We start from the raw sequence: 23367 nt of genomic DNA, 5'->3' as shown, positions 1-23367 counted from the left end.
AATGCGCCGCGGTCTTGGCGCGGCAAGCAGATTGGTTTTGGGCGGATTGGTTGGAAGATGAGCGCTGATTTTGCCGAACGTCGGGTGAAAATGGTCGATGGCCAGATCCGCACCACCGACGTGACCAGCGCGCCGCTGCTCGAGGCGATGCTTGTCGTGCCGCGCGAGGCGTTTGTCGCCCCCGGCCAGCGCGATCTGGCCTATATCGACGAGGACATCCGCATTGCCAATGCAGCGGACGGCCCACGCTATCTCATGGAGCCTTCGCCACTGGCCAAGCTGATGCAACTGGCCGAGATCGGCCCTCGCGATTCGGCGCTCGATGTCGGCTGCGGCACCGGCTATGCGACGGCGATCCTGTCGCGGCTGGCAAAGTCGGTCGTTGCGCTGGAAAGCGATCCGGCATTGGCCGAGACCGCCATGTCGACGCTTTCGGCGCTGGGCTGCGACAATGTCAGCGTGGTCAAGGGACCACTGCCGGAAGGCCATGCCGCGGGAGCACCCTACGACGTCATTTTCATCGGCGGCAGCGTGGAGAAAGTGCCGGAATCGCTGCTCGACCAGATTGCGGAAGGCGGCCGGCTCGTCGCCGTCGAAGGGCAGGGGAATTCGGGTGTGGCCCGATTGTTTTTGAAAACAAGGGGGGTTGTAACCGGAAGAGGCGCATTTAATGCGGCAATTAAGCCACTACCGGGATTTGAACGTGCTCGTGCGTTTGAATTCTGAGTGATTTTGGCTTGCGGCAAAGGCGTTGTCATGTTCGCTTGCGCTTGAACAATCGTTGCTGATCCGCATAACCGGGGTGTTCTTTTGGGGGCTGACAGCAGGGGACCTGAAACACATCGCGCCGGCTGCTCAAATGGGAGAAGCCGGCGCGGTGTGGTTCCCATGCAAAACGAATGAGGGAATAACGTGCCGTCTTTACGCAAGAGCCTTTTTGCCGCCGTCCTCTTCTCGGCGACCGCGCTTTCTCCGCTGGCCGCCTCGGCGGAAACCATTCTCGGTGCACTTTCAAAAGCCTACCAGAACAATTCCCAGCTCAATTCGGCTCGTGCCGGCGTCCGCGTCACCGACGAGGGCGTCGCCATCGCCAAGTCCGGCTGGCGTCCGGTCATCACCGGATCCGCGGACATCGACTTCTCCAGAAGCCATTTCAATCCCCGCAGCGGGCCGAACCGAAACATCTCGTTGACCACCGGCAACTTCGGCGTCCAGATCGACCAGACCCTGTTCGACGGCTTTCAGACCAGGAACAACGTCGCCGCCGCCGAAGCGCAGGTCCGCGCCTCGGTCGAGAGCCTGCGCAACACCGAAGAGAACATTCTGTTCAACGCGGCAAGCGCCTACATGGACGTGATTCGCGATCGCCAAGTGGCGGTGCTGACGGAGCAAAACCTGCAGTTCCTGACCGAGCAGGCGCGCGCGGCGCGTTCGCGCTTCGACGTCGGCGAAGGCACCCGCACCGACGTGGCACAGGCCGATGCCGAGCGCTCCTCCGCTGTGGCGGAACTGGCCGCCGCCCGCGCGCAGGCGCTGGCAAGCGCTGCGACCTATCGCCAGATCGTCGGCGACGAGCCAGGCAGGCTCAGGGCCGCTTCGCCGCTGGCGAAGCTGTTGCCGTCGAACCTCGATGCGGCGATCGCGATCGCATCCATTGAGCACCCGGCCATCCTCGCCACCCAGCATCTGGTCGACGCGGCGGCGTTTTCGGTGAAATCGGCCGAAGGCGCGCTGCTGCCGCAGCTTTCGGCTTCCGCCGGCGTTTCCAGCGCCTATCGCAGAACGATTCCGGGCTCTGCCGATACGGGGCAGGATGGCACAACCAATTCGGCCAACATCGGTGCCACCTTGACTATACCGATCTATTCGGGCGGGCGGACGTCGGCGATAGTGCGTCAGAATAAGGAATCGCTCAGCCAAGCCCGGATCGAGGTCGATGTCAGCCGCGACACCGTGCGACAAGCCGTGACCTCGGCGTGGACGCAATATATCGCCGCCCAGCAAACCGTGGTGGCCAACAGGCAGGTGATCGCCGCCGCGCAGCTTGCCTTGAGCGGCGTCATCGAGGAGCGCAATGTCGGCCAGCGCACCACGCTCGACGTTCTCAACGCCCAGGCCACCCTCATCACCGCCAAGATCAATCAGGCCAGTTCGGAACGCGATTTGGTGGTGGCGAGCTATGCCATCCTTTCGGCGGTCGGTCGTCTTTCGGTCGATCGTCTCGCCCTTCAGGTGACGAAATACAGACCCGAAGAGCATTACAATGCGGTCAAGGACAAGTGGTTCGGCCTGCGCACCCCGGACGGCCGCTGATCGCGCCAGCAGTTTCAAATCCCGTCCAGTTTCAAGGCATTAGAGCCCGCGCGTTCGAAGGAATGCGCGGGCTCTAATCTGTTGAAATCCAACATGCCCTCAGATTGGGGATTCTCGTAACGCGATCCGTCGGTTACCCTGTCGCCATGATTCGAATCCGGCTTTGGCCGGACAGGAAATCTGCAACGAGTCACAAGGGCGGCGGATGTGACGATGGCGACGGCAAGCAGCGTACAGCGCGAACCTTCCATGGAGGAGATACTGGCTTCCATCCGGAGGATCATCGAGGACAACGATACCGGCCGCAAGCAGCCGGATGAGGCGAACGACCTCTTGCAGGATTTGGTGTCGGTTGCCGTGCCGGCACCGGCGGTAGGCGGGGCGCCAGCGGCGGCAGGCGGGGCGCCGCCGGAGGGAGGCGGAGCGCCGCCGGAGGTGAGCGCGTTTCGCTCCGAATTGCGTTCAGGATTGGACGCCAGGGGGCCGGTCACGCTGACCGAGGTGCAGGCGCAACCGTCGGCCGTCGAGCCCGTCATCGCACGCATGGAGCCGCGGGTGCATTCCGATCCGGCTCCGGTCAAAGCGCCCGTGACGCTTGCTGGTGCCAGGGTCGCGGCCGAACCGGTCCCGGCCGCCAAGCCAGAGCTAGATGCGCCTGCGATGGCAAGGGTTGCGGAGACGACCGACAGCATCGTTGCCGATTGGCGGCGTGAGATCGCCGCCGTCGGCGAAGCGATGACCGCGGCCAAGCCGGACACGGCCCCGGACGCGGCCGAGGGGCGACGGACGCCGGACGCCGAACCGAAGCCCGAGGTTTTCGACGCGGCCGAACCCGCTTTCGAGCCGGCCCCGTCGCGAAGCGGGTTGGCGCGCCCGGCAAGCGAGGCGCCATCGGCTCGTCCGGCGATCCTTTCCGAACATACGGGCCGGCAAGTTGCCGCCGCCTTCGGCGAGCTTTCCGATGCGTTCGCCAGCCGCAGCAAGAAAACCTTCGACGAGATGGCCGAGGAGATGCTGAGGCCCATGCTGCAGGACTGGCTGGACAACAATCTGCCGACGCTGGTCGAGCGGCTGGTGCGCGAGGAAATCGAACGCGTGGCGCGCGGCGCGCAGTAATAATTCCGACGGTCGACGGATGAACCCCGCCGCTGCGGGCGGCGTCTTCGTTGATGCGCGATGCAATGCCTACGGGCTCGGCAGTGGCATTGCCTGTGATCTTGTCCGATCTATCTGTATGGCAGGCGAGCCCGCTCGCCTGCCGCCTCGCGGTTGACTTGGCCAAAACCTTCCGATTTACACCGGACCAGCAAAAACCCGACAGCTCGGACCATTTCCCTATGCTCGAAAAAACCTACGACGCTAAAATCGTCGAGCCGAAGATCGCCAAAATCTGGGAGGAGGCCGACGCGTTTCGTGCCGGCGCAGGCGCCGAGGAGGGCGCGGAAGCCTTCACCATCGTCATCCCGCCGCCGAACGTCACCGGTTCGCTGCATATGGGCCATGCGCTCAACAACACGCTGCAGGACATTCTAGTGCGCTTCGAGCGCATGCGCGGCAAGAACGTGCTGTGGCAGCCCGGCATGGACCATGCCGGCATAGCCACGCAGATGGTGGTCGAGCGCCAGCTCATGGAGAAGCAGATCCACCGCCGCGACCTGACGCGCGATGAGTTCATCGAGAAAGTCTGGGAGTGGAAAGCCGAATCCGGCGGCGCGATCCTCAACCAGTTGAAGCGGCTGGGAGCCTCCGCCGACTGGAGCCGGGAGCGTTTCACCATGGACGAGGGCCTGTCCAAGGCGGTGCTCGAAGTGTTCGTCACGCTCTACAAGGAAGGCCTGATCTACAAGGACAAGCGCCTTGTGAACTGGGACCCGAAGCTCTTGACTGCGATTTCCGACCTCGAGGTCGAACAGCAGGAGGTCAACGGCAATCTCTGGCATTTCCGCTATCCCGTCGAGGGCGAGGTTTTCGATCCGGAAAATCCAAAAACCTTCATCACCGTAGCGACGACGCGTCCCGAAACGATGCTGGGCGATACGGCGGTGGCGGTGCATCCCGACGACGAGCGTTTCCGGCATCTGGTCGGCAAGAACCTCGTCCTGCCGATCGTCGGCCGCAAGATCCCGGTGGTGGCGGACCAATATTCCGATCCGGAAAAGGGCAGCGGCGCGGTCAAGATCACGCCGGCGCATGACTTCAACGACTTCGAGGTCGGCAGGCGCCACAAGCTGCCGGCGATCAATATTCTCACCGTCGAGGCGGCGGTCGCCCTCACGGACAATGACGACTTTCTCGCCGGGCTGGAGGTGACGCCCGAGCGCCAGGCCGTCTGGGATGAGCTCGACGGCCTCGATCGTTTCGTCGCGCGCAAAAAGATCGTCGAGCTGATGGAAGCGGGCGGTTTCCTCGAAAAGGTCGAGCCGCATCGCCATGCCGTGCCGCATGGCGATCGCGGCGGCGTGCCGATCGAACCGTTCCTGACCGAACAATGGTATGCGAACGCGGCGGAGCTCGCCAAGCCGGCGATTGCCTCGGTGCGCGAGGGCCGTACCAATTTCGTGCCGAAAAACTGGGAAAAGACCTATTTCGACTGGATGGAGAACATCCAGCCCTGGTGCATTTCGCGCCAGCTCTGGTGGGGTCACCAGATCCCGGCCTGGTACGGGCCGGACGGACGCGTCTTCGTCGAGAAGACCGAGGAGGAGGCGCTCGCAGCCGCCGTCGAATATTATCTGGCGCTGGAAGGGCCATGGAAGGCCTGGGTCGAGGACAAGCTCGAAAACTTCAAGCCGGGCGAGATCCTGACCCGCGACGAGGATGTGCTCGACACATGGTTCTCGTCGGCGCTGTGGCCGTTCTCGACGCTTGGCTGGCCGGACCAGACGCCGGAGCTGAAGACCTACTACCAGACCGACGTGCTGGTGACCGGTTTCGACATCATCTTCTTCTGGGTCGCCCGCATGATGATGATGGGCCTGCATTTCATGGACGAGGAGCCGTTCCACACCGTCTATGTCCATGCGCTGGTGCGCGACAAGAACGGGCAGAAGATGTCGAAGTCGAAAGGCAACGTCATCGACCCGCTCGAACTCATCGACGAATACGGCGCCGACGCGCTGCGCTTCACGCTGACGGTCATGGCCGCGCAAGGGCGCGACGTGAAGCTCGATCCGGCCCGCATCGCCGGCTACCGCAACTTCGGCACCAAGCTGTGGAACGCGACGCGTTTTGCCGAGATGAACGACGTCGCGAGGAACGATGAGTTCTGGCTGAACGACGCCAAGCTGGCGGTCAACCGCTGGATCCTGACCGAACTGACGCGCGCCGCGCGCGAAATCACCGACGGCATCACCTCATACCGGTTCAATGAGGCTGCAGGTGCGGCCTACCGCTTCGTCTGGAACCTGTTCTGCGACTGGTACCTGGAACTGCTGAAGCCGGTGTTCACAGGTCCGGACGAGGCTGCCAAGGCCGAAAGCCGGGCTTGTGTCGCCTTCGTGCTCGACGAGATCTATAAGCTGCTGCATCCGATGATGCCATTCATGACCGAAGAGCTGTGGGCTGAGACATCAGGCGAGGGCAAGGAACGGCCGTCGCTGCTTTGCCATGCCGCGTGGCCGTCGCCAGACTTTGAGGATGAGGCAGCGGCCGCCGACATCAACTGGCTGGTCGATCTCGTCTCGGGCATCCGCTCCGTGCGCTCGGAAATGAACGTGCCGCCGGCGGCGATAGCGCCGCTGATGGTGATCGGCGCAAATACCGCAACCCACGAAAGGCTTGAGCGCCAGGCGTCGGCCATCAAGCGGCTGGCACGGGTCGGCGACATCTCGCTGGTCGATGCGGCGCCCAAAGGCTCCGCCCAGATCGTGCTCAACGAGGCGACCATCTGCCTGCCGCTGGGCAGCCTGATCGACCTTACTGCCGAGGCGGCGCGGCTGCAGAAGGAATTGGTCAAGGTGACCGAAGAGATCGCCCGCCTGCACAAGAAGCTGTCCAACGAGAAATTCGTCGCCAACGCGCCGGAAGATGTCGTGGAAGCCGAGCGCGAAAAACTCGCCGAATATCGCGAGGCGCAAGAAAAGCTTTCGGTGGCGCTGACACGGGTGCGTGAAGCCGGTTGACCTATCTCTGGTGTTTGAGAATCGGATTTTCTGAGCATCGCATTGTCCCAAAACCGGGCGCCGCTTTGGGGCCGATGCTCTAGGTTCGCGAGTCTCCGAACCTGCTTTTCGGACGGGGTTCCTGCCACGAAAATAGGCATTCCGCAGCGTAAATCTTGACGTAAACGGAATGTTTTAGCCCTATTGTTGCCATAATGTAACAATGGGGTTGGTTCTCGCAAAACGGGCCGTTTTTGCGCCGTTCCATGCGAGTTTTCCGAGTTTTTTTCTCGATTTGCAGCCAAATGAGCCGTTTTCCCGCTCTGCGGTGAAGCTGTCACTTTGTCTAAAATGCGGTCGGCGAAGGCGTACATGTACGCGTCGAGAATTCGTTGTTGCGCCGTTAACCTGAATTGGTTCTAGCTTCGTCCATTCGTATTCGGGGAGGAGAGTCATGAACAATTTGCGTCTGAAAGCGCTGCTGGGGGCGGGGTGCTTTTCGCTGTTGATTTCGGGCGTTGCGAACGCGGGCGGCTTCGACCGGGGCGGTGTCAACATCGACCAGTTGTTTGATGCCGCGCCATATTCGTTCGACGCCGGCGTCACCTATGTTTCGCCACAGCGCACACTGAAGAATGTGCAGCGCCTGGATGGCTCGGGAATGTCGTCTTCGTCAGTGGATGTCGGCGGCGACTATGCGGTGCCGCGCATCGGTATCAAGGCCAACATTTTTGAACCAGTGGATTGCCTTGCGAGCTATACGGAACCGTATGGTGCGGAGGCAGACTTCGGAATGAACAACGCCTATTCGCCAACCGCGGTCGAATACTACGTCAAAACAAATGATTTCGGCCTTACCTGCTCCTACAAGATAAACGTCGGCAAGGGCTCCCTGCGGTTCATCGGCGGCGTCTCCTACCAGGAGGTCGATGCGTTTCTGTCGCGCCAGACCTTGCTGGCCTTCGGCAATACCGGCCTCGGAAAATTCAAGCTTTCCGACGAGGCATGGGGTTGGCGCGTGGGCGCCGCTTATGAAATTCCCGAAATCGCCTTGCGCGCAAGCTTGATGTACTCTTCGAGCTACAAATATGACGGACTGTCGGGAACCGTCGACACGACCGGATTTGCAGGTGGGCCGCTAGGAAATGTTACCGGAGTGTTCCCTGTCTCCGCCTCGGCCGAGATACCCCAGGCCGTGGAATTCAAGCTGCAGAGCGGTATAGCGCCTGGCTGGTTGGCCTTTGGCTCGGTTCGCTGGCAGGAGTGGAGCAAGCTTGGAATTATTCCAATTAACGGCGTGATTAACCCGGTTTTCGGTACACCCTCGCCCGTTTCTTTCGATCTGCTTTATCGCGATGGCTGGACGGTTTCGGGCGGCATAGCTCACAAGTTCACCGACCAATTGTCTGGCGCGGTTTCGCTGACCTGGGACCGTGGAACCTCGACGACCTCCGGCTATCAGTCGGACACCTGGTCCGTGGCCAGCGGCATTTCTTATTCGCCGAACAACAAGATCGAGGTCAGACTTGGTGGTTCGATCGGTGTTCTGACCAGTGGGTCGTCAACCTTCACCGGTGTTGGCGATACGGCAAATGCCATCACCTACACGTACGACGACGATCTGCTCCTTGCCGGCTCAGCTTCGGTGAAGGTCAAGTTCTAAATACATGTTTTCAATAGTAAAAAGCCGGGTCATGCCCGGCTTTTTACTTGAGGGCGGCTTCCCGGCAACCAAGCGGCGTTGCAACGACGCCGCTTCCCTCTGCCTCTCGCGATCGTGATGTTTTGGCAACAGTTTCTGAACAACCCTCGCGCCACAAGGGCGCCCGCCGACATTGCCTACTTCCCGCCATAAACCCGGCGCACCTCGAATTCGTCTCAGGGCATGTGCCAAAAGGCTCGGCAATGGGGCAGGTCGCACCGCTCGCGGCAAGGGAAGAGTATGAACGCCAGAGTCATCTCCAAGGCCAAGCTGCCCAGCCGGTATGTGACCGTCGGTCCGGCGCGCGCGCCGCACCGCTCCTATCTCTATGCAATGGGATTGTCGGCGGCCGAGATCGCGCAGCCGCTGGTCGGTGTCGCGAGCTGCTGGAACGAGGCGGCACCGTGCAACATCTCGCTGATGCGCCAGGCGCAGGTGGTCAAGAAGGGCGTCGTCGCGGCTAACGGCACGCCACGCGAATTCTGCACCATCACCGTCACGGACGGCATCGCCATGGGCCACCAGGGCATGAAATCGTCACTGGTGTCGCGCGAGGTCATCGCCGATTCGGTCGAACTCACCATGCGCGGCCATTGCTACGATGCGCTGGTCGGCCTTGCCGGTTGCGACAAGTCGCTGCCCGGCATGATGATGGCCATGGTGCGGCTCAACGTGCCGTCGATCTTCATCTATGGCGGCTCGATCCTGCCCGGTTCCTACAAGGGCCGGCAGATCACCGTGCAGGATGTGTTCGAGGCCGTCGGCCAGCATTCGGTCGGCACGATCGGTGACGCCGAACTCCTCGAAATCGAACAAGCCGCTTGTCCGTCGGCCGGCTCCTGCGGCGCCCAGTTCACCGCCAACACCATGGCCACCGTCGCCGAGGCCATCGGTCTGGCGCTGCCTTATTCCTGCGGGGCGCCGGCGCCCTACGAGATGCGCGACCGCTTCAATTTCGCCGCCGGCGAAAAGATCATGGAGCTGATCGCAAACAACATCCGCCCGCGCGACATCGTCACGCTGAAGGCGCTGGAGAATGCGGCGACCGTCGTCTCGGCCACCGGCGGCTCGACCAACGCAGCGCTGCATTTGCCGGCGATCGCGCATGAGGCGGGGATAAAGTTCGACCTCTTCGACGTTGCCAGGATCTTTGAGAAGACGCCCTACATCGCCGACCTGAAGCCGGGTGGCAAATATGTCGCCAAGGACATGTTCGAAGCCGGCGGCATTCCGCTTTTGATGAAGACGTTGCTCGACCACGGCTATCTGCATGGCGACTGCCTGACGGTGACCGGCCGCACTTTAGCCGAAAATATGGAGCACGTTGCGTGGAATGATAGCCAGGATGTGGTCCGTCCCGCCAACCGACCAATCACCCAAACGGGTGGCGTCGTGGGCTTGAAGGGAAACCTTGCCCCCGAAGGCGCGATCGTGAAGGTCGCGGGCATGTCGGAGCTGAAATTCTCTGGTCCGGCACGCTGCTTCGATTCGGAAGAGGAATGTTTCCAGGCGGTTACGGATCGCAGCTACAGCGAAGGCGAGGTCCTCGTCATCCGCTACGAGGGACCGCGCGGCGGTCCGGGCATGCGCGAAATGCTATCGACGACGGCTGCTCTCTACGGCCAGGGCATGGGCGGCAAGGTGGCTCTCATCACCGACGGACGTTTTTCGGGCGCGACACGCGGCTTCTGCATCGGCCATGTCGGGCCGGAAGCCGCCGTGGGTGGCCCGATCGGGCTGCTCAGGGATGGCGATTTGATCTCGATCGACGCGGTGAGCGGCACGATCGAGGTGGCGCTGTCCGACGCCGAACTGGCGGCCAGGGCGAAGGCATGGAAGGCGCGCGCGACCGACTATCAGTCGGGCGCGATCTGGAAATATGCGCAAACGGTAGGGCCTGCCCGCGACGGCGCGGTCACCCATCCCGGTGGTGCGAAAGAAACACATTGTTATGCGGATATCTGAGTTGCTGAGGTCGTCTGTCTTTTCGGCATTGGTCGCGATCGCCACTTTTGGCGCGACCTTGGGCGCCGCGGGCCAGGCCATGGCCTTCGACGACAAGGTGTTCGACGACAAGACCGGCGTGAAGCCGCAGTCCAGCCCGTGGGCGGTGTTTCAGTTCGGCTTCTCCGCCTATAAGAACGGCCGCAAGGAGCAGGCCGCGGAGGCTTATAAGTACGCGGCCGAAAACGGCCAGATCGGCGCCACCTGGAAGCTTGCGCGTATGTATGCCGAGGGTGACGGCGTGGAGCGCGACGATTACGCGGCGTTCAAGTTCTTCAGCGAGATCGCCGACCAGGACGTCGAGCCCGGTTCGCCGGAAGAGAGCTATGTGTCGGACGCGCTCGTGGCGCTCGGCGATTATCTGAGGAAGGGCATCCCCGGCAGCCCCATCACAGAGAACGAGGTGGCGGCCCAGGAATATTACATGCGCGCCGCCGCCAATTACCGCAACCCGAATGCCCAGTTCGAGATGGGCCAGATCTTTCTGAATGGCAAGGGCGGCGTCAAGGCTAGCCTCAAGCAGGCCGGGCGCTGGTTCCAACTCGCTGCGGAAAAAGGGCATGCCGGCGCACAGGCGACGCTCGGCCACCTGCTTTTCCAGAGCGGCAAGATCGTTCGGGGGCTGGCGATGATGACCGCGGCACTCGAACGGGCCTCGCCTTCCGACCAGCCATGGATACGTGGCATGCAGGAAGAGGCGTTTGCGGCCGCGGGCGAGGCCGACCGCCGCACCGCGATTTCGCTGGCCGACGACATTCTCACCAAGGGCGGCGGCGACCAGTAGTCGCGAAGCCAGTCACAAAGCCAATAGTCAGGAAGACTGGGTATCTCGAAGTCGGACAGCCGAGATCAATTCTCGGTCGGTTTCGTCGGAACGAGGCCGGACTCCGGCGTTGAAATCGGCGTGGCCGGCGGCGTCAGCGTGGTTCCCGGACAATCGTCCCGGATCTTTGTCCATGACGTGTTGTTGAGCACCATGTCGCAGCGGGCGAGGTGGCTCCGGCCGGAAAGCGTCAGGCAGGCGACCTGGCCGATCTGGAATGATTTTCCGTTGGCCAGGCATTCAGGATCGGCAAAGGCCGGCGTCGCCGCGAGGGCGAGCGCGGCGGCACATAGGCAAATCGCAAACCTGATCGTCATCCTGAACCCCGGCCGAACCCGGACTGCAGCGGAACCCCCGATTGTGGCGATATGACGGTCCATCAACCGGGAATCCTGCGATCCGGACCTCGAAATGATCAGATCGGCGCAAAAGCCAGTTCGACGGCCACCGGCACATGGTCGGAGGGTTTTTCCCAGGCGCGCACGTGCTTTTCGATCGAGGCCGAGGAAAAGCGGTTGGCGGCTTCGGGCGAGAGCAGCAAGTGATCGATGCGGATGCCGTTGTTCTTCTGCCAGGCGCCGGCCTGATAATCCCAGAAAGTAAAAATGTCCGGCGAGTCGGTGACCGCGCGCACGGCTTCGGTGAAGCCGAGATTCTTCAGCCGGCGAAACGCCTGCCTGGTCTGCGGCTGGAACAGCGCATCGCCGAGCCAGTTCTCCGGGAATTTCGCATCAATGTATTCGGGGATGACATTGTAGTCGCCGGCCAACACCAGGGCCTCTTCGAGCGAGAGCCTTTCCTCGGCCCAGCGCTCCAGCCGCGCCATCCAGGACAGTTTGTAGGAGAACTTCTTCTCGTCATCGATCGGGTTGCCGTTCGGCAAGTAGAGCGAGGCAACGCGCAACGCGCCCTTGTCGGTCGAGAACACGCCCTCGATGAAACGCGCCTGATCGTCGGCATCGTCGCCCGGCAGGCCTCTGATAACCTCGTCGAAGCGCAGCTTCGACAGGATGGCGACGCCGTTAAAACCCTTTTGGCCATAGATTTCGACGTTGTAGCCTAGCGCCTCGATCTCGGCGCGCGGAAACTGCTCGTCGACCGTCTTGATCTCCTGCAGGCAGGCGATATCGGGCGCGCTTTCCGTCAGCCAGTGGGTCAAATTGCCGATGCGGGCCCGAATCCCGTTGATGTTCCAGGTGACGATTTTCATGACGGCCTCATTGCTGTTCCGGCGGATGACGTTCGACCAGGCCGATCGTATTGCCTGCCGGGTCCTTTAGGAAGGCCATCCATTCGCTTTCCCCCGCCGGCCCGAACAGGCCCTCGGTATCGCGATGGACGAGCATCGGCGGCGCGGTGAAGGGGACTCCGGCGGCTTTTGCCGAGGCGTGAAAATCGTCGAGGCCCGAAATGTCGAGATAGACGGTGCCGGCCGGCAGGCCATCGGTGAACAGTAGCCGCACGTCGCCGGCCATGATGAAGGCGATGCCGGGCGGATCAAAGCGTGCGTGCACCGTCATGCCGAGCACGTCATGCCAAAACGTCAGCGTTGCATCGAGATCGCGCCCGGCTGAAAGCGCGACCTGACGGACCGCGCTAATGGCAGGCATTTTCTAAATACTGAAGCTGGTGCCGCAGCCGCACGAGGCGACCGCATTCGGGTTCCTGATCTGGAACGACTGGCCCATCAAGTCGTCGACGAAATCGATCACCGAGCCACCCATATAGACCAGCGAGAGGTCGTCTATCAGCACGGTGGCGCCGTCCTTCTCGATGGCGACGTCGTCATCGTTGCGCGTGTCGACAAGATCGAACTTGTAGGAAAAACCGGAGCAGCCGCCGCCCTCGACCGAAACGCGCAGCGCCTTCTTGCCGGCTTCGCCAGATATAATCTTGGCGATCCGCCTGGCGGCAGCGTCAGTCATCTCGACTTTCATGGCAGTCTTGGCATCAGCGCCCATGGGCGTCACCTTGCTTTCGGTTTCACATGATAGGTATGAAGCGCGAGAGGGCAAGTCAACTGCGGCAGCGGCGATGACAAATGAGTTGGGCGACATCGGATTCGGCTATCGGCCGCGCGCAGCCTATGCCTGCGATCCGGCAAAGTCGCGCGGGCGCCTGTTCGACGAGGTGGAGAGCCCGACCCGCACGCCATTCCAGCGCGACCGCGACCGCATCATCCATTCGACGGCATTCCGCCGGCTGAAGCACAAGACGCAGGTGTTCGTCGCGCATGAGGGCGACCATTACCGCACCCGGCTGACGCATTCGATCGAGGTGGCGCAGATTGCGCGTGCCCTGGCACGGGCGCTGCGCGGCGACGAGGACCTGGCCGAGGCGGTGGCGCTGGTGCACGATTTCGGCCACACGCCCTTCGGCCATACTGGCGAGGATGCGCTGAACGACAAGATGGCTGTCTGGGGTGGTTTCGACCACAACGCGCAATCGCTGCGCGTGGTGACGCGGCTGGAGAGCCGCTATGCCGAATTCGACGGGCTGAACCTCACCTGGGAAACGCTGGACGGGCTGGTCAAGCACAACGGCCCGCTGACCGACGCCAGGGGAAAAGGCCTGAAGGGGCCGGTGCCGCAAGCGATCCGAGACTATTCGGAGCTGCACGATCTCGAGCTCGACCGCTTCGCCGGCATCGAGGCGCAGTGCGCGGCAATCGCCGACGACATCGCCTACAACACCCATGACATCGACGACGGCCTGAGGTCAGGCATCCTGACGCTGGACATGCTGGAAAAGATCTCGCTGCCCGGCTCGATCCTTGAAGGCGTGCGCCGGCGCTATCCGGCGCTCGACGATGTGAGGACAGGGCACGAACTGATGCGCCGGCAGATCACGATGATGGTCGAGGATGTCATCGTTTCCACCACCGCCAATCTGGCCCGCATCAAGCCGGACAGCGCCGACGCGGTAAGGGCGGCAGGCGAGACGATGGTGACCTTTTCAGCCGAAATGGCCGCGTTCGAAAAGGAATTGAAGGCCTTTCTCTACAAGCATCTCTACCGGCACAGCGAGGTCATGCGCGTGCGCAACGAGGCCGAGCAGATCGTCAACGACCTGTTCGAGGTCTATTTCGCCAATCCGCGCGCCATGCCCGATGGCTGGCGCGAAGGGCTCGACCGGGCCGACGATCGCATCAAGGCGCGCAGCGTCGCCGATTTCCTGGCGGGCATGACGGATACCTACGCATTGAAAGAACACCGCCGTTTGTTTGACCATACGCCTGAATTAAGCTAGGCCGAGCTCGATTTGCCGGCCAATAAGCCGGATTCCTGCAAAGCCGCCAGAGCCACACCCCAGAGCCACACCAATGAACATCTTCGCCGATTTCAACGCGCGAATCACCAGAGCTGTCGAAGCGCTTGATTTGAAAGATAAGGACGGCGGTTCGCTGGACCTGTCGCGCATCGCCGTCGAGCCGCCTCGCGACGCCAGCCATGGCGACCTGGCGACCAATGCGGCGATGGTGCTGGCCAAGCCGACTGGCCAGTCGCCACGCGTACTGGCTGAAAGGCTGGCGCAGGCGCTGCGCGCCGACATCGACATCGCCGCTGCAGACGTTGCCGGTCCGGGCTTCGTCAATCTCAGGCTCAGGGACGCGTTCTGGCAGGTGCATCTGACTGCGCTGCTCGGCGAAGGCCGCAATTACGGCCGCTCGACCGTCGGCGGCGGCAAGAAGGCAAACGTCGAATATGTCTCGGCCAACCCGACCGGACCGATGCATGTCGGCCATTGCCGTGGCGCCGTGGTGGGTGATGCGCTCGCCAATCTGATGGCCTTCGCAGGTTATGACGTGACCAAGGAATATGTCATCAACGACGCTGGTTCGCAGATCGACGTGCTCGGCCGCTCTGCCATGCTGCGTTACCGCGAGGCGCTCGGCGATGATATCGGCGAGATTCCTGCCGGGCTTTATCCGGGCGACTATCTGATCCCGGTCGGCCGGGGGTTGGCCAGCGAATTCGGCCGCTCCTTGCTGCAGATGCCCGACGAGGAAGCGCTTGCCATCGTCAAGGACAGGACGATCGATGCGATGATGGCGATGATCCGTGAGGATCTGGCGCTGCTCAATGTGCATCACGACGTCTTTTTCTCGGAGCGCACGCTGCACGCTGACAACGCCCGGAAAATCCGCTCGGCGATCAACGACCTGACGCTCAAGGGCCACATTTACAAGGGCAAGCTGCCGCCGCCCAAGGGCGAGAAGCCGGACGACTGGGAGGATCGCGAGCAGACGCTGTTCCGCTCGACGGCGGTCGGCGACGACATGGACCGGGCGCTGGTCAAGTCGGACGGCACCTTCACCTATTTCGCTGCGGACGTCGCCTATTTGAAGGACAAGGTCGATCGCGGCTTCGTCGAACTGATCTATGTGCTTGGCGCCGATCATGGCGGCTATGTGAAGCGCCTGGAGGCGCTCGCCAGGGCGATTGGCGGCGACGAGGTGAAGCTTACCGTGCTGCTTTGCCAGCTGGTGAAGCTTTTTCGCGAGGGCGAACCGGTGCGCATGTCGAAGCGGTCGGGCGATTTCGTGACGCTGCGCGAAGTGGTGGAGGAGGTCGGGCGCGACCCGATCCGCTTCATGATGCTTTACCGCAAGAATGATGCGCCGCTCGATTTCGACTTCGCCAAGGTGACCGAGCAGTCGAAGGACAATCCGGTGTTCTACGTGCAGTACGCCTCGGCGCGCTGCCATTCGGTGTTCCGGCAAGCGAGCGAACAGTTGGGCGAGGCCAATTTTGATCGCAGTCGGCTGGCCGCCGCCACCGCTTCGCTGACCGACGAAGGCGAGATCGGCCTGATCAGGAAGCTTGCCGAATATCCGCGGCTGATTGAATCCGCGGCTCTTGCGCTCGAGCCGCACCGGCTGGCATTCTACCTCTACGATCTCGCCTCCAGCTTCCACGGACATTGGAACCGCGGCACCGAGAATCCGGACTTACGTTTTGTTAAGGTTAACGACCGACAATTGACGCATGCCAGACTAGGGCTGGTGCAGGCTGTTTCGGACGTTTTGACGTCCGGCCTGACGCTGATCGGAGCCGATGCGCCCACCGAAATGCGTTAGGTTTGACTAAAAAACCTGTCACCTTTTGCCCACATTGCGCTGGTAAGGGCCAACCCTACGCGACGTCCATGGCGTCCGAATGAGTGCGAGTTCGGGAACAATAATGGCAGACACAACCCAGCTGAGAGCAGCCGCCCAAAACGATATCGCCGACGATGATCCGTTCGCGGAACTGACCAGGATCATGGGGTTCGACCCGCGCCAGCCGGTCAAGCCGCAGGCCCAGCCGAAGGCGGCTCCAGCCAGCCAGCCGGCGGACGACGGCGATTTCGACATCGACCTCGAAAAGGAGTTGATGGGCGAATTCGGCGCCGACGACAATGACGGCGCAACCGAGATTCGCGAGCCGGCTTTCGAAGCGGCTGCCACTGACCCAATGGACGACGGGCTTGGGGACGACGAGCTTGCCGCGTCGCTCGAACAGGATTTCCTGCTCGACGCCGATGCGGCGGACGAAGCCGTCCATGCCGTTGCTGCCGACGACGCGCGTGCTGGTGTTGCCGAAGCATCCGCGCCGGCTGTTGCAGCTGCGTTCGATGACGATTTCGACGATGCGCTTGCCAGTTCGCTCGAAGACGTGTCGCCTTTCGAAGACGATTTGCCAGTGAACGACAAGCTTGGGAACGACGAGCTTGCCGCGTCGCTCGAACAGGATTTCCTGCTGGACGACGATGCGACGGACGAAACCGCCTATGCCGCTGCTGCCGATGACGTTCGTTCTGACGTTGCCGAAGCATCGGAAGCTGCTTTCGATGACGATTTCAACGATGGACCCGCCAGTTCGCTCGAAGATGTGTCGCCATTCGAAGACGATTTACCAGTGGACGATGAGCTTGCCGCGTCGCTCGAACAGGATTTCCTGCTCGATGACGAGGCGACGGACGAGGCCGAACAGAATACCGCCACCGCCGTTTCCGCCCTGGCCGCCGAACCCTCCTTCGACGATGAATTCGACAACGCAGTCGCAAGCTCGCTCGAAGACGAGCAGATGCTCGACGAACACGTGCCGATGGCGCAGGCTGCCGAAGCCGCCGACGTCTCCGCGCCGGCCGCCGAAACCGCCTTCGACGATGAATTCGACAACGCAGTCGCAAGCTCGCTCGAAGACGAGCTGATGCTCGACGAGCACGTGCCGATGGCGCAGGCTGCCGAAGCCGAAATCTCCGCGCCGGCCGCCGAACCCGTCTTCGACGACAAATTCGACAATGCCGTCGCAAGCTCGCTCGAAGACGAGTTAATGCTCGACGAACATGTGCCGATGGAGCAGGCCGCTGTTGAAGCTCCTGCTGCGCCTGGTCGGGCCGTTTCGGAAGAGTCCGATGAGGGCTTTGCCGGCCATTACGACGCCATGGCCGATGTCGACATGGATTTCGAGGTTCGCACGGCTGAACCGGTCGAAATTGACGAGCCAGAAATTGACGAACCGGAGGCTATCGCTGCCACGGATGGGTCTTCCGTCGAGACCCCGGAAGATGCGTTCGACGCCGATTTTGACTTGAGCTTCGACGACGCGCTTGCCGAGAAAGCCGAAGAGCCGGTTGCGCAGGCCTCCGGCGTTGTAGTCCAACCGACGGCGCCGGCCGCCGTAGTCCAGCCGGCGGCGCCTGCCCCCGTCGCTGACGAGCGGAGCCTCGAAGACGAGTTGAACGCGCTGTTGGGCATCATGCGCACACGGGCCGCCCCGGTGGCTGCGTCCGCGGCCAATGAACCCGCCTTGGTTCAGCAGCCTGTGGCCGCGGCTGGAAAAGCGGCCGACAAACCAGTGGATACCATCGACGAACTGGACTGGAGCCTCGACGAGCAAGACCTTTCGGAGCCATCGGATGGCGTGGTTCAGGCGGCCGAGGTCGATCTCGACTCTGTTCTCCTCGATGAGCTCGAGGGGCAGGATTTCGGCGCTGAAGATGCCGCCGGGCCGGCCGATGTCGATTTCGACGATGATGCATTGCACACCGCCTTCGCCAAGGACATCGGTCTGGATCATGGCGACGGCGATAACGTTGCGGCCTCCGCTTCCCAGGAGGATGCGCTCAACTGGATGGCCGCACGCTCCGCCCCGCCGGCGCCGGCCCGTTCGTGGAGCCGCGTAACGCCGGTCGCGCAGTCGCAACCTGCCTTTGCAGCAGCCCAGCCGACGGCTTCGGCGAAGGCCACGGAAGCGCCGCCGCCTATGGCTGCGGCACCGTCCTATCAGGATGAGCCGGCGCAAGACGATGCCGCCAATGCTGCATCTGCGCCGGCGCAAAGCGAACAGTCTTCGGCGTATGACGAGATGCCCGATGTCGAGACGGTCGATGTGCCCGAGCGCGTCGTGGCGCTGGCGGACGACCTCGATATTCCGGAACTCGACTTCAATGACGACGAACCGGCGGCGCCTGCCTATGACGATCTCGACACCGAGTTCGCCAGCCTTCTCACGGAAATGAATACCGTAGACGTCGCTGCCGCCCCGGCGCGCAGTGCGGCGTATGACGACGAATCCTACAATGCAGGTTTCCAGTCAGGCGCCGGATTCCAGTCAGCGGCCGGGTTCCAGTCAGGCTATGAGCCCGACCGCGTCGAAACGCGGACCTATGCGGCGAGACCCGCACAAGCGTCTGTCAGTGCGTCTTATGCCGATGCCGCCAGCGGCTTCGATTGGGGCGACCTGCCCAACGGCTGGCCGGCCTCGCAGGCCGACGACTTTGGATTGGACGAACTCGACTACGACCCCGAACTGGATGAGGCCATGTCGGTTCCCGGCTTGGCTGAGCACGATGCCGCGAGGCCGCGGAGACGCGGCCTGATGGTCGCCGCTGTCGTCGGCGCCGTGGCGCTCGCCGGCGGTCTCGGCGCCTTCGCGCTGTCTTTCGGCGGCGCCGGCGGCACCGATGCGCCGGTCATCGTCAAGGCGGACAACGCACCGATCAAGGTCAGGCCTGAAAATCCGGGCGGCACCGTCGTGCCGAACCAGGACAATAAGGTCTATGACGCAGTGGCCAAGGGTGGCGCAAAGCCTGCCGAACCGGTCCAGGAAAAACTGGTCACCAACACCGAAGAGCCGGTGGACGTGGCGGCCAAGGAGCCGCCGCAGAGCCGTGTGGTCGATCTTTCACCCGACGATATCGACACGGCTGAAGCCGCCGATGCGGTCCGCAATGCCGAATCCGCCGCCGTTGAAGGCGCCAATGCGATCCGCGGCACGCAAGCGGCCGGAAATGCTGACGTCGCCGCCGCGCCGGGACCCAAGTCCGAGGATCGTATCGCCCAGGTTCTGCAAGAGGCCGACCAAGGCATCGACCCCGACGTCGTCGCCGTTGCACCGCGCAAGGTGAGAACCATGGTCGTCAAATCAGATGGCTCGCTGGTTGCGCGCGAGGATCCGGCGTCTGCGACACCGCAGATGGCTGGCGTCGAGTCTGTACCGCAGATGGCTGCCGTCGAACCTGTCGATCCGGCGCCGCGGCATGTGGCCCCAGCGGGGCAGGCCGGCGACGCAGCAGAACAGACCGGTACGGTACCGCCTGTTGCCGACCAGGCAAGTGACGATCTGTTGGGTGGCGACCCGGTGGGCGGCGACCAGACCGAAACCGCCAAGCCGGAAACAGCCAAGCCGGAAACAGTCAATCCGACAACTGCGCCGGCAGCCGCGCCTGAGGCTGAGGCCCAAACCGCCCAGCCTGCCAATACGCCGGCTACGGTTCCGGTGGCGCCGCAGCGTCCGTCCGACCAGCCGGTCGACGTCGTCGGCGAGGTCAAGCCCGACCAAGTTGCGTCCATCAGTCCGACGGCCGCCTCGACCGGCGGTGGCTCGTGGTCGATGCAGATCGCTTCGCAACCGACTGTCGAAAGCGCCCAGTCGACCTATCAGGATCTGCAGCGCCGCTACGGCAGCGTGCTTTCCGGCCACACCGCCAACATCGTCAAGGCCGAGATCACCGGCAAGGGAACGTTCTATCGCGTCCGCGTCCCGGCGAAGTCGCGCAACGATGCGATCAACCTGTGCACCAACTACAAGGCTGCCGGCGGCAACTGCTTCGTGTCGCGCTAGCCATTCCAAGTCTCCCGCTCTTGGGCGGAAAAAAACCGGCGCGGTCATGAACCGCGCCGGTTTTTTGTGGAAGAGAGTTCTTTGTGTGGAAGGGGTTGTGGCTCAACCGCATGTGGTTCGATGCGATTCCCTTTGTCCGCGTGAAGCTCTAAACTCCTGCTCATGACCGAATCAAAATCCATGATCCTCGGCTGCGCCGGGAAATCGCTCACACGCGACGAAATCAATTTCTATCGCAATGAATGTCCGTGGGGCTTCATCCTGTTTGCGCGCAACATCGGCGAGACCGAGCAGATCCGCGATCTGGTCGCTGCGATGCGCGACTGTGTCGAGCGTCCGGACGCCCCGGTGTTCATCGACCAGGAAGGCGGTCGGGTGCAGCGCCTGCGCCCGCCGTTGGCGCCGAATTATCCGGCCGGTGGCGCACTCGGCGCCTTGTGGCGCAACGATCACGACGCCGGCAACCGAGCCGCCTGGCTGATGGCGCGGCTGCATGCCTTCGACCTGCTGCGCTACGGCATCACGGCGGATTGCCTGCCGGTGCTCGACGTGCCGATCGAGGGCGCCAGCGACGTCATCGGCGCGCGCGCCTATGGCAAGGAGCCTCGTGCCGTTATCGAACTGGGTCGCGCCGCGGCGGAGGGCCTGATGTCGGGCGGCGTGCTGCCGGTGATGAAGCATATTCCCGGGCATGGACGGGCCTTTGCCGACACGCATTTCGAACTGCCGACCGTCGATGCCTCGATGAGCGACTTGCAGCGGCATGATTTCGCCCCGTTCAGGGAGCTCAGTCATTTGCCGATGGCGATGACGGCGCATGTCGTCTACAGCGCGATCGACCCGAAGAATCCGGCCACGACGTCCGGCAAGGTCATCGACGAGATCATCCGCGGCGAAATCGGCTTCGACGGGCTGTTGATGAGCGACGACACCTCGATGAAGGCACTTTCTGGGGATTTCCCGACAAAGGCGGCCGCGATCCTTGCGGCGGGCTGCGATCTGGTCCTTCACTGCAACGGCGTTTTCGAGGAGATGGCCGGCATTGCGTCGCGCACAACGGGGCTTGAAGGCACGTCGCTGCAACGCGCGCAACGGGCGCTGACCTATATCAAGAACCGCGATCGGGCTGATGAAGCCGAGATACGCGCCGAATTCGCCACCTATTTCGATGCGGTAGCCTAGACCATGATCCCGAAAAGTGGGAGCCGGTTGTTCGGAACAGATCATGGTCAAACAATAAGATAGAAGCAAAGGAAAGCGACAGGAAGTGGCGGAAACATTGGACAACAAGGCCGGCAAGGCAGCACCGATGGACCGTCTGTGGGCCGAGAACGACGATTCGCGGCTGACCGGCGATCCCGCGCTGGTCGTCGACGTCGACGGTTTCGAAGGCCCGCTCGACCTTCTGCTGCATCTTGCCCGCAACCAGAAGGTCGATCTGTCGCGCATCTCGATCCTGGCGCTGGCCGAGCAATATCTGGCCTTCGTCGAGAAGGTGAGGGCGCTCAGGCTGGAGCTTGCCGCCGACTATCTGGTGATGGCGGCGTGGCTGGCGTTTCTCAAGTCGAAGCTTTTGATCCCCAAGCAACCCGGCGACGACGGCGAAAGCGGCGAGGAGTTGGCGGCCGTGCTGCAATTCCGGTTAAAGCGGCTGGAAGCGATGCGCGACGCGGCGGCACGCCTGGTCAACCGCAACCGGCTCGGACGCGACGTGTTCGCCCGCGGCATGCCGGAAATGGTCATCGTCGAGAAACGCAACGCCTATTCGGCCTCGCTCTACGATCTGTTGACCGCCTATGCAGCGCAACGCCAGAAGCAGGCGATCACTAATGTGACGATCGCCAGGCGCGGTGTGTGGTCGCTCAAGGATGCGCGCGATATCCTCAACAGGCTGATCGGCTCGCTTGCCGACTGGACGGCGCTGGACAGCTTCCTGGTCGAATATCTGACTGGCCCGGACGAGCGGCGTACCGCGATTGCCAGTTCGTTCGCGGCGACGCTGGAACTGGTGCGCGAAGGCAAAATGGAAATGCGGCAGGACGAGGTGTTCGCGCCGCTCTATCTGCGCGGCCGTGCGCAAGGCATCAGGGCAGTCGAGGTGGCATCATGAGTGAACGCGCCAACGCTTCGGTCATTCCGTTCAACGTCGACGACGAGACCGAAGAGGGCGTGCTCGCCTGGGCACCGGCAGAAAGCCAGGCCCAGAACTTGTCCCAGAATCCTGGCGAGCGGCTGCATATGGCGGAAGCCGTGCGCATGGCCGAGGCGATCGTCTTTGCCAGCGCCGAGCCGGTTAGCGAAAAGCAGCTTGCCGCACGCCTGCCTGACGGCATCAGCATCGCCGCGGCGATGGCCGAACTGCAGCAGATTTATGCGCGGCGCGGCGTCAATCTGGTGCGCGTCGGCGACGCCTGGGCGTTCCGCACCGCCGGCGATCTCGCTTTCCTGATGAGCCGCGACACGGTGCAGCAGAGGAAGCTTTCCCGCGCGGCGCTCGAAGTGCTGGCGATCATCGCTTACCACCAGCCGGTGACGCGCGCCGAGATCGAGGATATCCGCGGCGTCGAGACCTCGAAGGGCACGCTGGACACGCTGATGGAGACCGAATGGGTGAAGATGCGCGGCCGGCGCCGCACGCCCGGCCGTCCGGTCACCTACGGCACCACCGACATCTTCCTCGACCATTTCGCGCTGGAGGAGATCCGCGATCTTCCCGGCATGGACGAATTGAAGGGCGCTGGGCTGCTTTCGGGCCGCATGCCGTCGAATTTCTCCATTCCGCTGCCGCCGGTGGATCCGGATGCGCTGACCGACGACGAGGATCCGCTGACCGACATCGACCTCGAGGAACTCGGCCTGTTGACGCCGCGCGTCGAGGAAGATTGACCCAAACGACGTGCCGAAAGCCGTTGGTATTTCGCGGCTGCGCCGATTGGTAGCGGGCTATGGCGCCGAAAGTGCGTGACTTCGGCCACTCATTTATAAACTCTGTCGCGGTTGTGTTTGAATCCCGACGCGAAAGCGCATAGATCATCGTCAGAGAAAACTTTCGAGAGAGATTGTTATGGGTTCATTTTCGATTTGGCACTGGCTGATCGTTCTGGTGATCGTGTTGCTGGTGTTCGGCCGCGGCAAGATTCCCGAGCTGATGGGTGACATGGCCAAGGGTATCAAGAGCTTCAAGAAGGGCATCGCCGACGACGAGGTTGCCGAGGACAAGCGCACCGTTGAACACCGTGCCGACGAAACCGTTTCGGCAGTGAAGGAAAAGGCCAGCAAGAGCTGAGCCCAAAACTTTAGTCGGAACGTATCGCC

At 62.5% G+C, this 23367-nt stretch carries 18 protein-coding genes; 14 read left to right on the top strand and 4 right to left on the bottom strand.

Annotated elements, in window-relative coordinates:
* Positions 1–57 precede the first annotated feature (57 nt).
* The 7 genes from CIT26_RS17730 to CIT26_RS17700 all read left to right on the top strand — a co-directional run bounded on the left by CIT26_RS17730 (position 58) and on the right by CIT26_RS17700 (position 10903).
* The gene (locus CIT26_RS17730) at positions 58–726 is read left to right on the top strand and encodes a protein-L-isoaspartate O-methyltransferase family protein (RefSeq protein ID WP_095493781.1); all 669 of its coding nucleotides are present in this window, start codon (positions 58–60) and stop codon (positions 724–726) included.
* 186 nt (positions 727–912) lie between these two features.
* Positions 913–2313: a TolC family outer membrane protein gene (locus tag CIT26_RS17725; protein WP_095493780.1), complete on the top strand. Its 1401-nt coding sequence runs from the start codon at positions 913–915 to the stop codon at positions 2311–2313.
* A 213-nt stretch (positions 2314–2526) separates the two neighbouring features.
* Positions 2527–3429, top strand: coding sequence for a PopZ family protein (locus tag CIT26_RS17720; RefSeq protein WP_095493779.1), 903 nt, complete (start codon positions 2527–2529; stop codon positions 3427–3429).
* A gap of 221 nt (positions 3430–3650) precedes the next feature.
* Complete coding sequence (locus tag CIT26_RS17715; RefSeq protein WP_095493778.1) at positions 3651–6434, top strand: valine--tRNA ligase; 2784 nt, start codon at positions 3651–3653, stop codon at positions 6432–6434.
* A gap of 433 nt (positions 6435–6867) precedes the next feature.
* Entirely contained in the window at positions 6868–8076 is a 1209-nt protein-coding gene (locus tag CIT26_RS17710) for an OmpP1/FadL family transporter (RefSeq protein ID WP_095493777.1), read from the top strand.
* A gap of 279 nt (positions 8077–8355) precedes the next feature.
* Positions 8356–10080: a dihydroxy-acid dehydratase gene (gene ilvD / locus CIT26_RS17705; protein WP_095493776.1), complete on the top strand. Its 1725-nt coding sequence runs from the start codon at positions 8356–8358 to the stop codon at positions 10078–10080.
* Positions 10067–10903 (top strand): tetratricopeptide repeat protein, encoded by an 837-nt coding sequence (locus CIT26_RS17700; protein WP_095493775.1) that lies wholly within the window; start codon positions 10067–10069, stop codon positions 10901–10903. Before ilvD ends, CIT26_RS17700 begins: the two co-directional genes overlap by 14 nt.
* Positions 10904–10968: 65 nt before the next feature.
* On the opposite strand, the gene CIT26_RS17695 is transcribed toward CIT26_RS17700, so the two are convergent.
* The 4 genes from CIT26_RS17695 to erpA all read right to left on the bottom strand — a co-directional run bounded on the left by CIT26_RS17695 (position 10969) and on the right by erpA (position 12903).
* Positions 10969–11259: a hypothetical protein gene (locus CIT26_RS17695; RefSeq protein ID WP_095493774.1), complete on the bottom strand. Its 291-nt coding sequence runs from the start codon at positions 11257–11259 to the stop codon at positions 10969–10971.
* Between the two features lie 98 nt (positions 11260–11357).
* Complete coding sequence (gene xth / locus CIT26_RS17690) at positions 11358–12152, bottom strand: exodeoxyribonuclease III (RefSeq protein WP_095493773.1); 795 nt, start codon at positions 12150–12152, stop codon at positions 11358–11360.
* A 7-nt stretch (positions 12153–12159) separates the two neighbouring features.
* The gene (locus tag CIT26_RS17685) at positions 12160–12552 is read right to left on the bottom strand and encodes a VOC family protein (RefSeq protein WP_095493772.1); all 393 of its coding nucleotides are present in this window, start codon (positions 12550–12552) and stop codon (positions 12160–12162) included.
* 3 nt (positions 12553–12555) lie between these two features.
* A complete protein-coding gene (erpA, locus tag CIT26_RS17680) occupies positions 12556–12903 on the bottom strand; it encodes an iron-sulfur cluster insertion protein ErpA (protein ID WP_095493771.1) in 348 nt (115 codons plus the stop codon).
* 73 nt (positions 12904–12976) lie between these two features.
* Here erpA and CIT26_RS17675 point away from each other — a divergent pair, with 73 nt between their 5' ends.
* The 7 genes from CIT26_RS17675 to CIT26_RS17645 all read left to right on the top strand — a co-directional run bounded on the left by CIT26_RS17675 (position 12977) and on the right by CIT26_RS17645 (position 23338).
* Positions 12977–14191: a deoxyguanosinetriphosphate triphosphohydrolase gene (locus tag CIT26_RS17675; protein ID WP_095493770.1), complete on the top strand. Its 1215-nt coding sequence runs from the start codon at positions 12977–12979 to the stop codon at positions 14189–14191.
* Between the two features lie 73 nt (positions 14192–14264).
* Positions 14265–16022 (top strand): arginine--tRNA ligase, encoded by a 1758-nt coding sequence (argS, locus tag CIT26_RS17670; RefSeq protein WP_095493769.1) that lies wholly within the window; start codon positions 14265–14267, stop codon positions 16020–16022.
* Between the two features lie 103 nt (positions 16023–16125).
* On the top strand, positions 16126–20052 hold the full coding sequence (locus CIT26_RS17665) for an SPOR domain-containing protein (RefSeq protein ID WP_245319463.1): 3927 nt from the start codon (positions 16126–16128) through the stop codon (positions 20050–20052).
* 162 nt (positions 20053–20214) lie between these two features.
* Positions 20215–21234: a beta-N-acetylhexosaminidase gene (nagZ, locus tag CIT26_RS17660; protein ID WP_095493768.1), complete on the top strand. Its 1020-nt coding sequence runs from the start codon at positions 20215–20217 to the stop codon at positions 21232–21234.
* A gap of 127 nt (positions 21235–21361) precedes the next feature.
* A complete protein-coding gene (locus CIT26_RS17655; RefSeq protein ID WP_095493800.1) occupies positions 21362–22162 on the top strand; it encodes a segregation and condensation protein A in 801 nt (266 codons plus the stop codon).
* Positions 22159–22938: an SMC-Scp complex subunit ScpB gene (scpB, locus tag CIT26_RS17650; protein ID WP_095493767.1), complete on the top strand. Its 780-nt coding sequence runs from the start codon at positions 22159–22161 to the stop codon at positions 22936–22938. The genes CIT26_RS17655 and scpB overlap by 4 nt, the downstream gene beginning before the upstream one ends.
* Positions 22939–23116: 178 nt before the next feature.
* The gene (locus CIT26_RS17645) at positions 23117–23338 is read left to right on the top strand and encodes a twin-arginine translocase TatA/TatE family subunit (RefSeq protein ID WP_095493766.1); all 222 of its coding nucleotides are present in this window, start codon (positions 23117–23119) and stop codon (positions 23336–23338) included.
* Positions 23339–23367: the final 29 nt, after the last annotated feature.

The sequence above is a fragment of the Mesorhizobium temperatum genome (assembly GCF_002284575.1).
GTDB classification, from domain to species: Bacteria; Pseudomonadota; Alphaproteobacteria; order Rhizobiales; family Rhizobiaceae; genus Mesorhizobium; species Mesorhizobium temperatum.
This window is presented reverse-complemented; position numbering and strand designations above follow the sequence as displayed.

Excerpts from the sequence above, each read along its gene's own strand:
- ilvD (WP_095493776.1), top strand. The coding sequence starts at position 8,356 with ATGAACGCCAGAGTCATCTCCAAGGCCAAGCTGCCCAGCCGGTATGTG.
- CIT26_RS17655 (WP_095493800.1), top strand. The coding sequence starts at position 21,362 with ATGGACCGTCTGTGGGCCGAGAACGACGATTCGCGGCTGACCGGCGAT.
- argS (WP_095493769.1), top strand. The coding sequence starts at position 14,265 with ATGAACATCTTCGCCGATTTCAACGCGCGAATCACCAGAGCTGTCGAA.
- CIT26_RS17730 (WP_095493781.1), top strand. The coding sequence starts at position 58 with ATGAGCGCTGATTTTGCCGAACGTCGGGTGAAAATGGTCGATGGCCAG.
- CIT26_RS17710 (WP_095493777.1), top strand. The coding sequence starts at position 6,868 with ATGAACAATTTGCGTCTGAAAGCGCTGCTGGGGGCGGGGTGCTTTTCG.
- CIT26_RS17700 (WP_095493775.1), top strand. The coding sequence starts at position 10,067 with ATGCGGATATCTGAGTTGCTGAGGTCGTCTGTCTTTTCGGCATTGGTC.
- CIT26_RS17685 (WP_095493772.1), bottom strand. The coding sequence starts at position 12,552 with ATGCCTGCCATTAGCGCGGTCCGTCAGGTCGCGCTTTCAGCCGGGCGC.
- CIT26_RS17695 (WP_095493774.1), bottom strand. The coding sequence starts at position 11,259 with ATGACGATCAGGTTTGCGATTTGCCTATGTGCCGCCGCGCTCGCCCTC.
- xth (WP_095493773.1), bottom strand. The coding sequence starts at position 12,152 with ATGAAAATCGTCACCTGGAACATCAACGGGATTCGGGCCCGCATCGGC.
- CIT26_RS17715 (WP_095493778.1), top strand. The coding sequence starts at position 3,651 with ATGCTCGAAAAAACCTACGACGCTAAAATCGTCGAGCCGAAGATCGCC.
- nagZ (WP_095493768.1), top strand. The coding sequence starts at position 20,215 with ATGACCGAATCAAAATCCATGATCCTCGGCTGCGCCGGGAAATCGCTC.
- CIT26_RS17645 (WP_095493766.1), top strand. The coding sequence starts at position 23,117 with ATGGGTTCATTTTCGATTTGGCACTGGCTGATCGTTCTGGTGATCGTG.
- erpA (WP_095493771.1), bottom strand. The coding sequence starts at position 12,903 with ATGGGCGCTGATGCCAAGACTGCCATGAAAGTCGAGATGACTGACGCT.
- CIT26_RS17675 (WP_095493770.1), top strand. The coding sequence starts at position 12,977 with ATGACAAATGAGTTGGGCGACATCGGATTCGGCTATCGGCCGCGCGCA.
- scpB (WP_095493767.1), top strand. The coding sequence starts at position 22,159 with ATGAGTGAACGCGCCAACGCTTCGGTCATTCCGTTCAACGTCGACGAC.
- CIT26_RS17665 (WP_245319463.1), top strand. The coding sequence starts at position 16,126 with ATGGCAGACACAACCCAGCTGAGAGCAGCCGCCCAAAACGATATCGCC.
- CIT26_RS17720 (WP_095493779.1), top strand. The coding sequence starts at position 2,527 with ATGGCGACGGCAAGCAGCGTACAGCGCGAACCTTCCATGGAGGAGATA.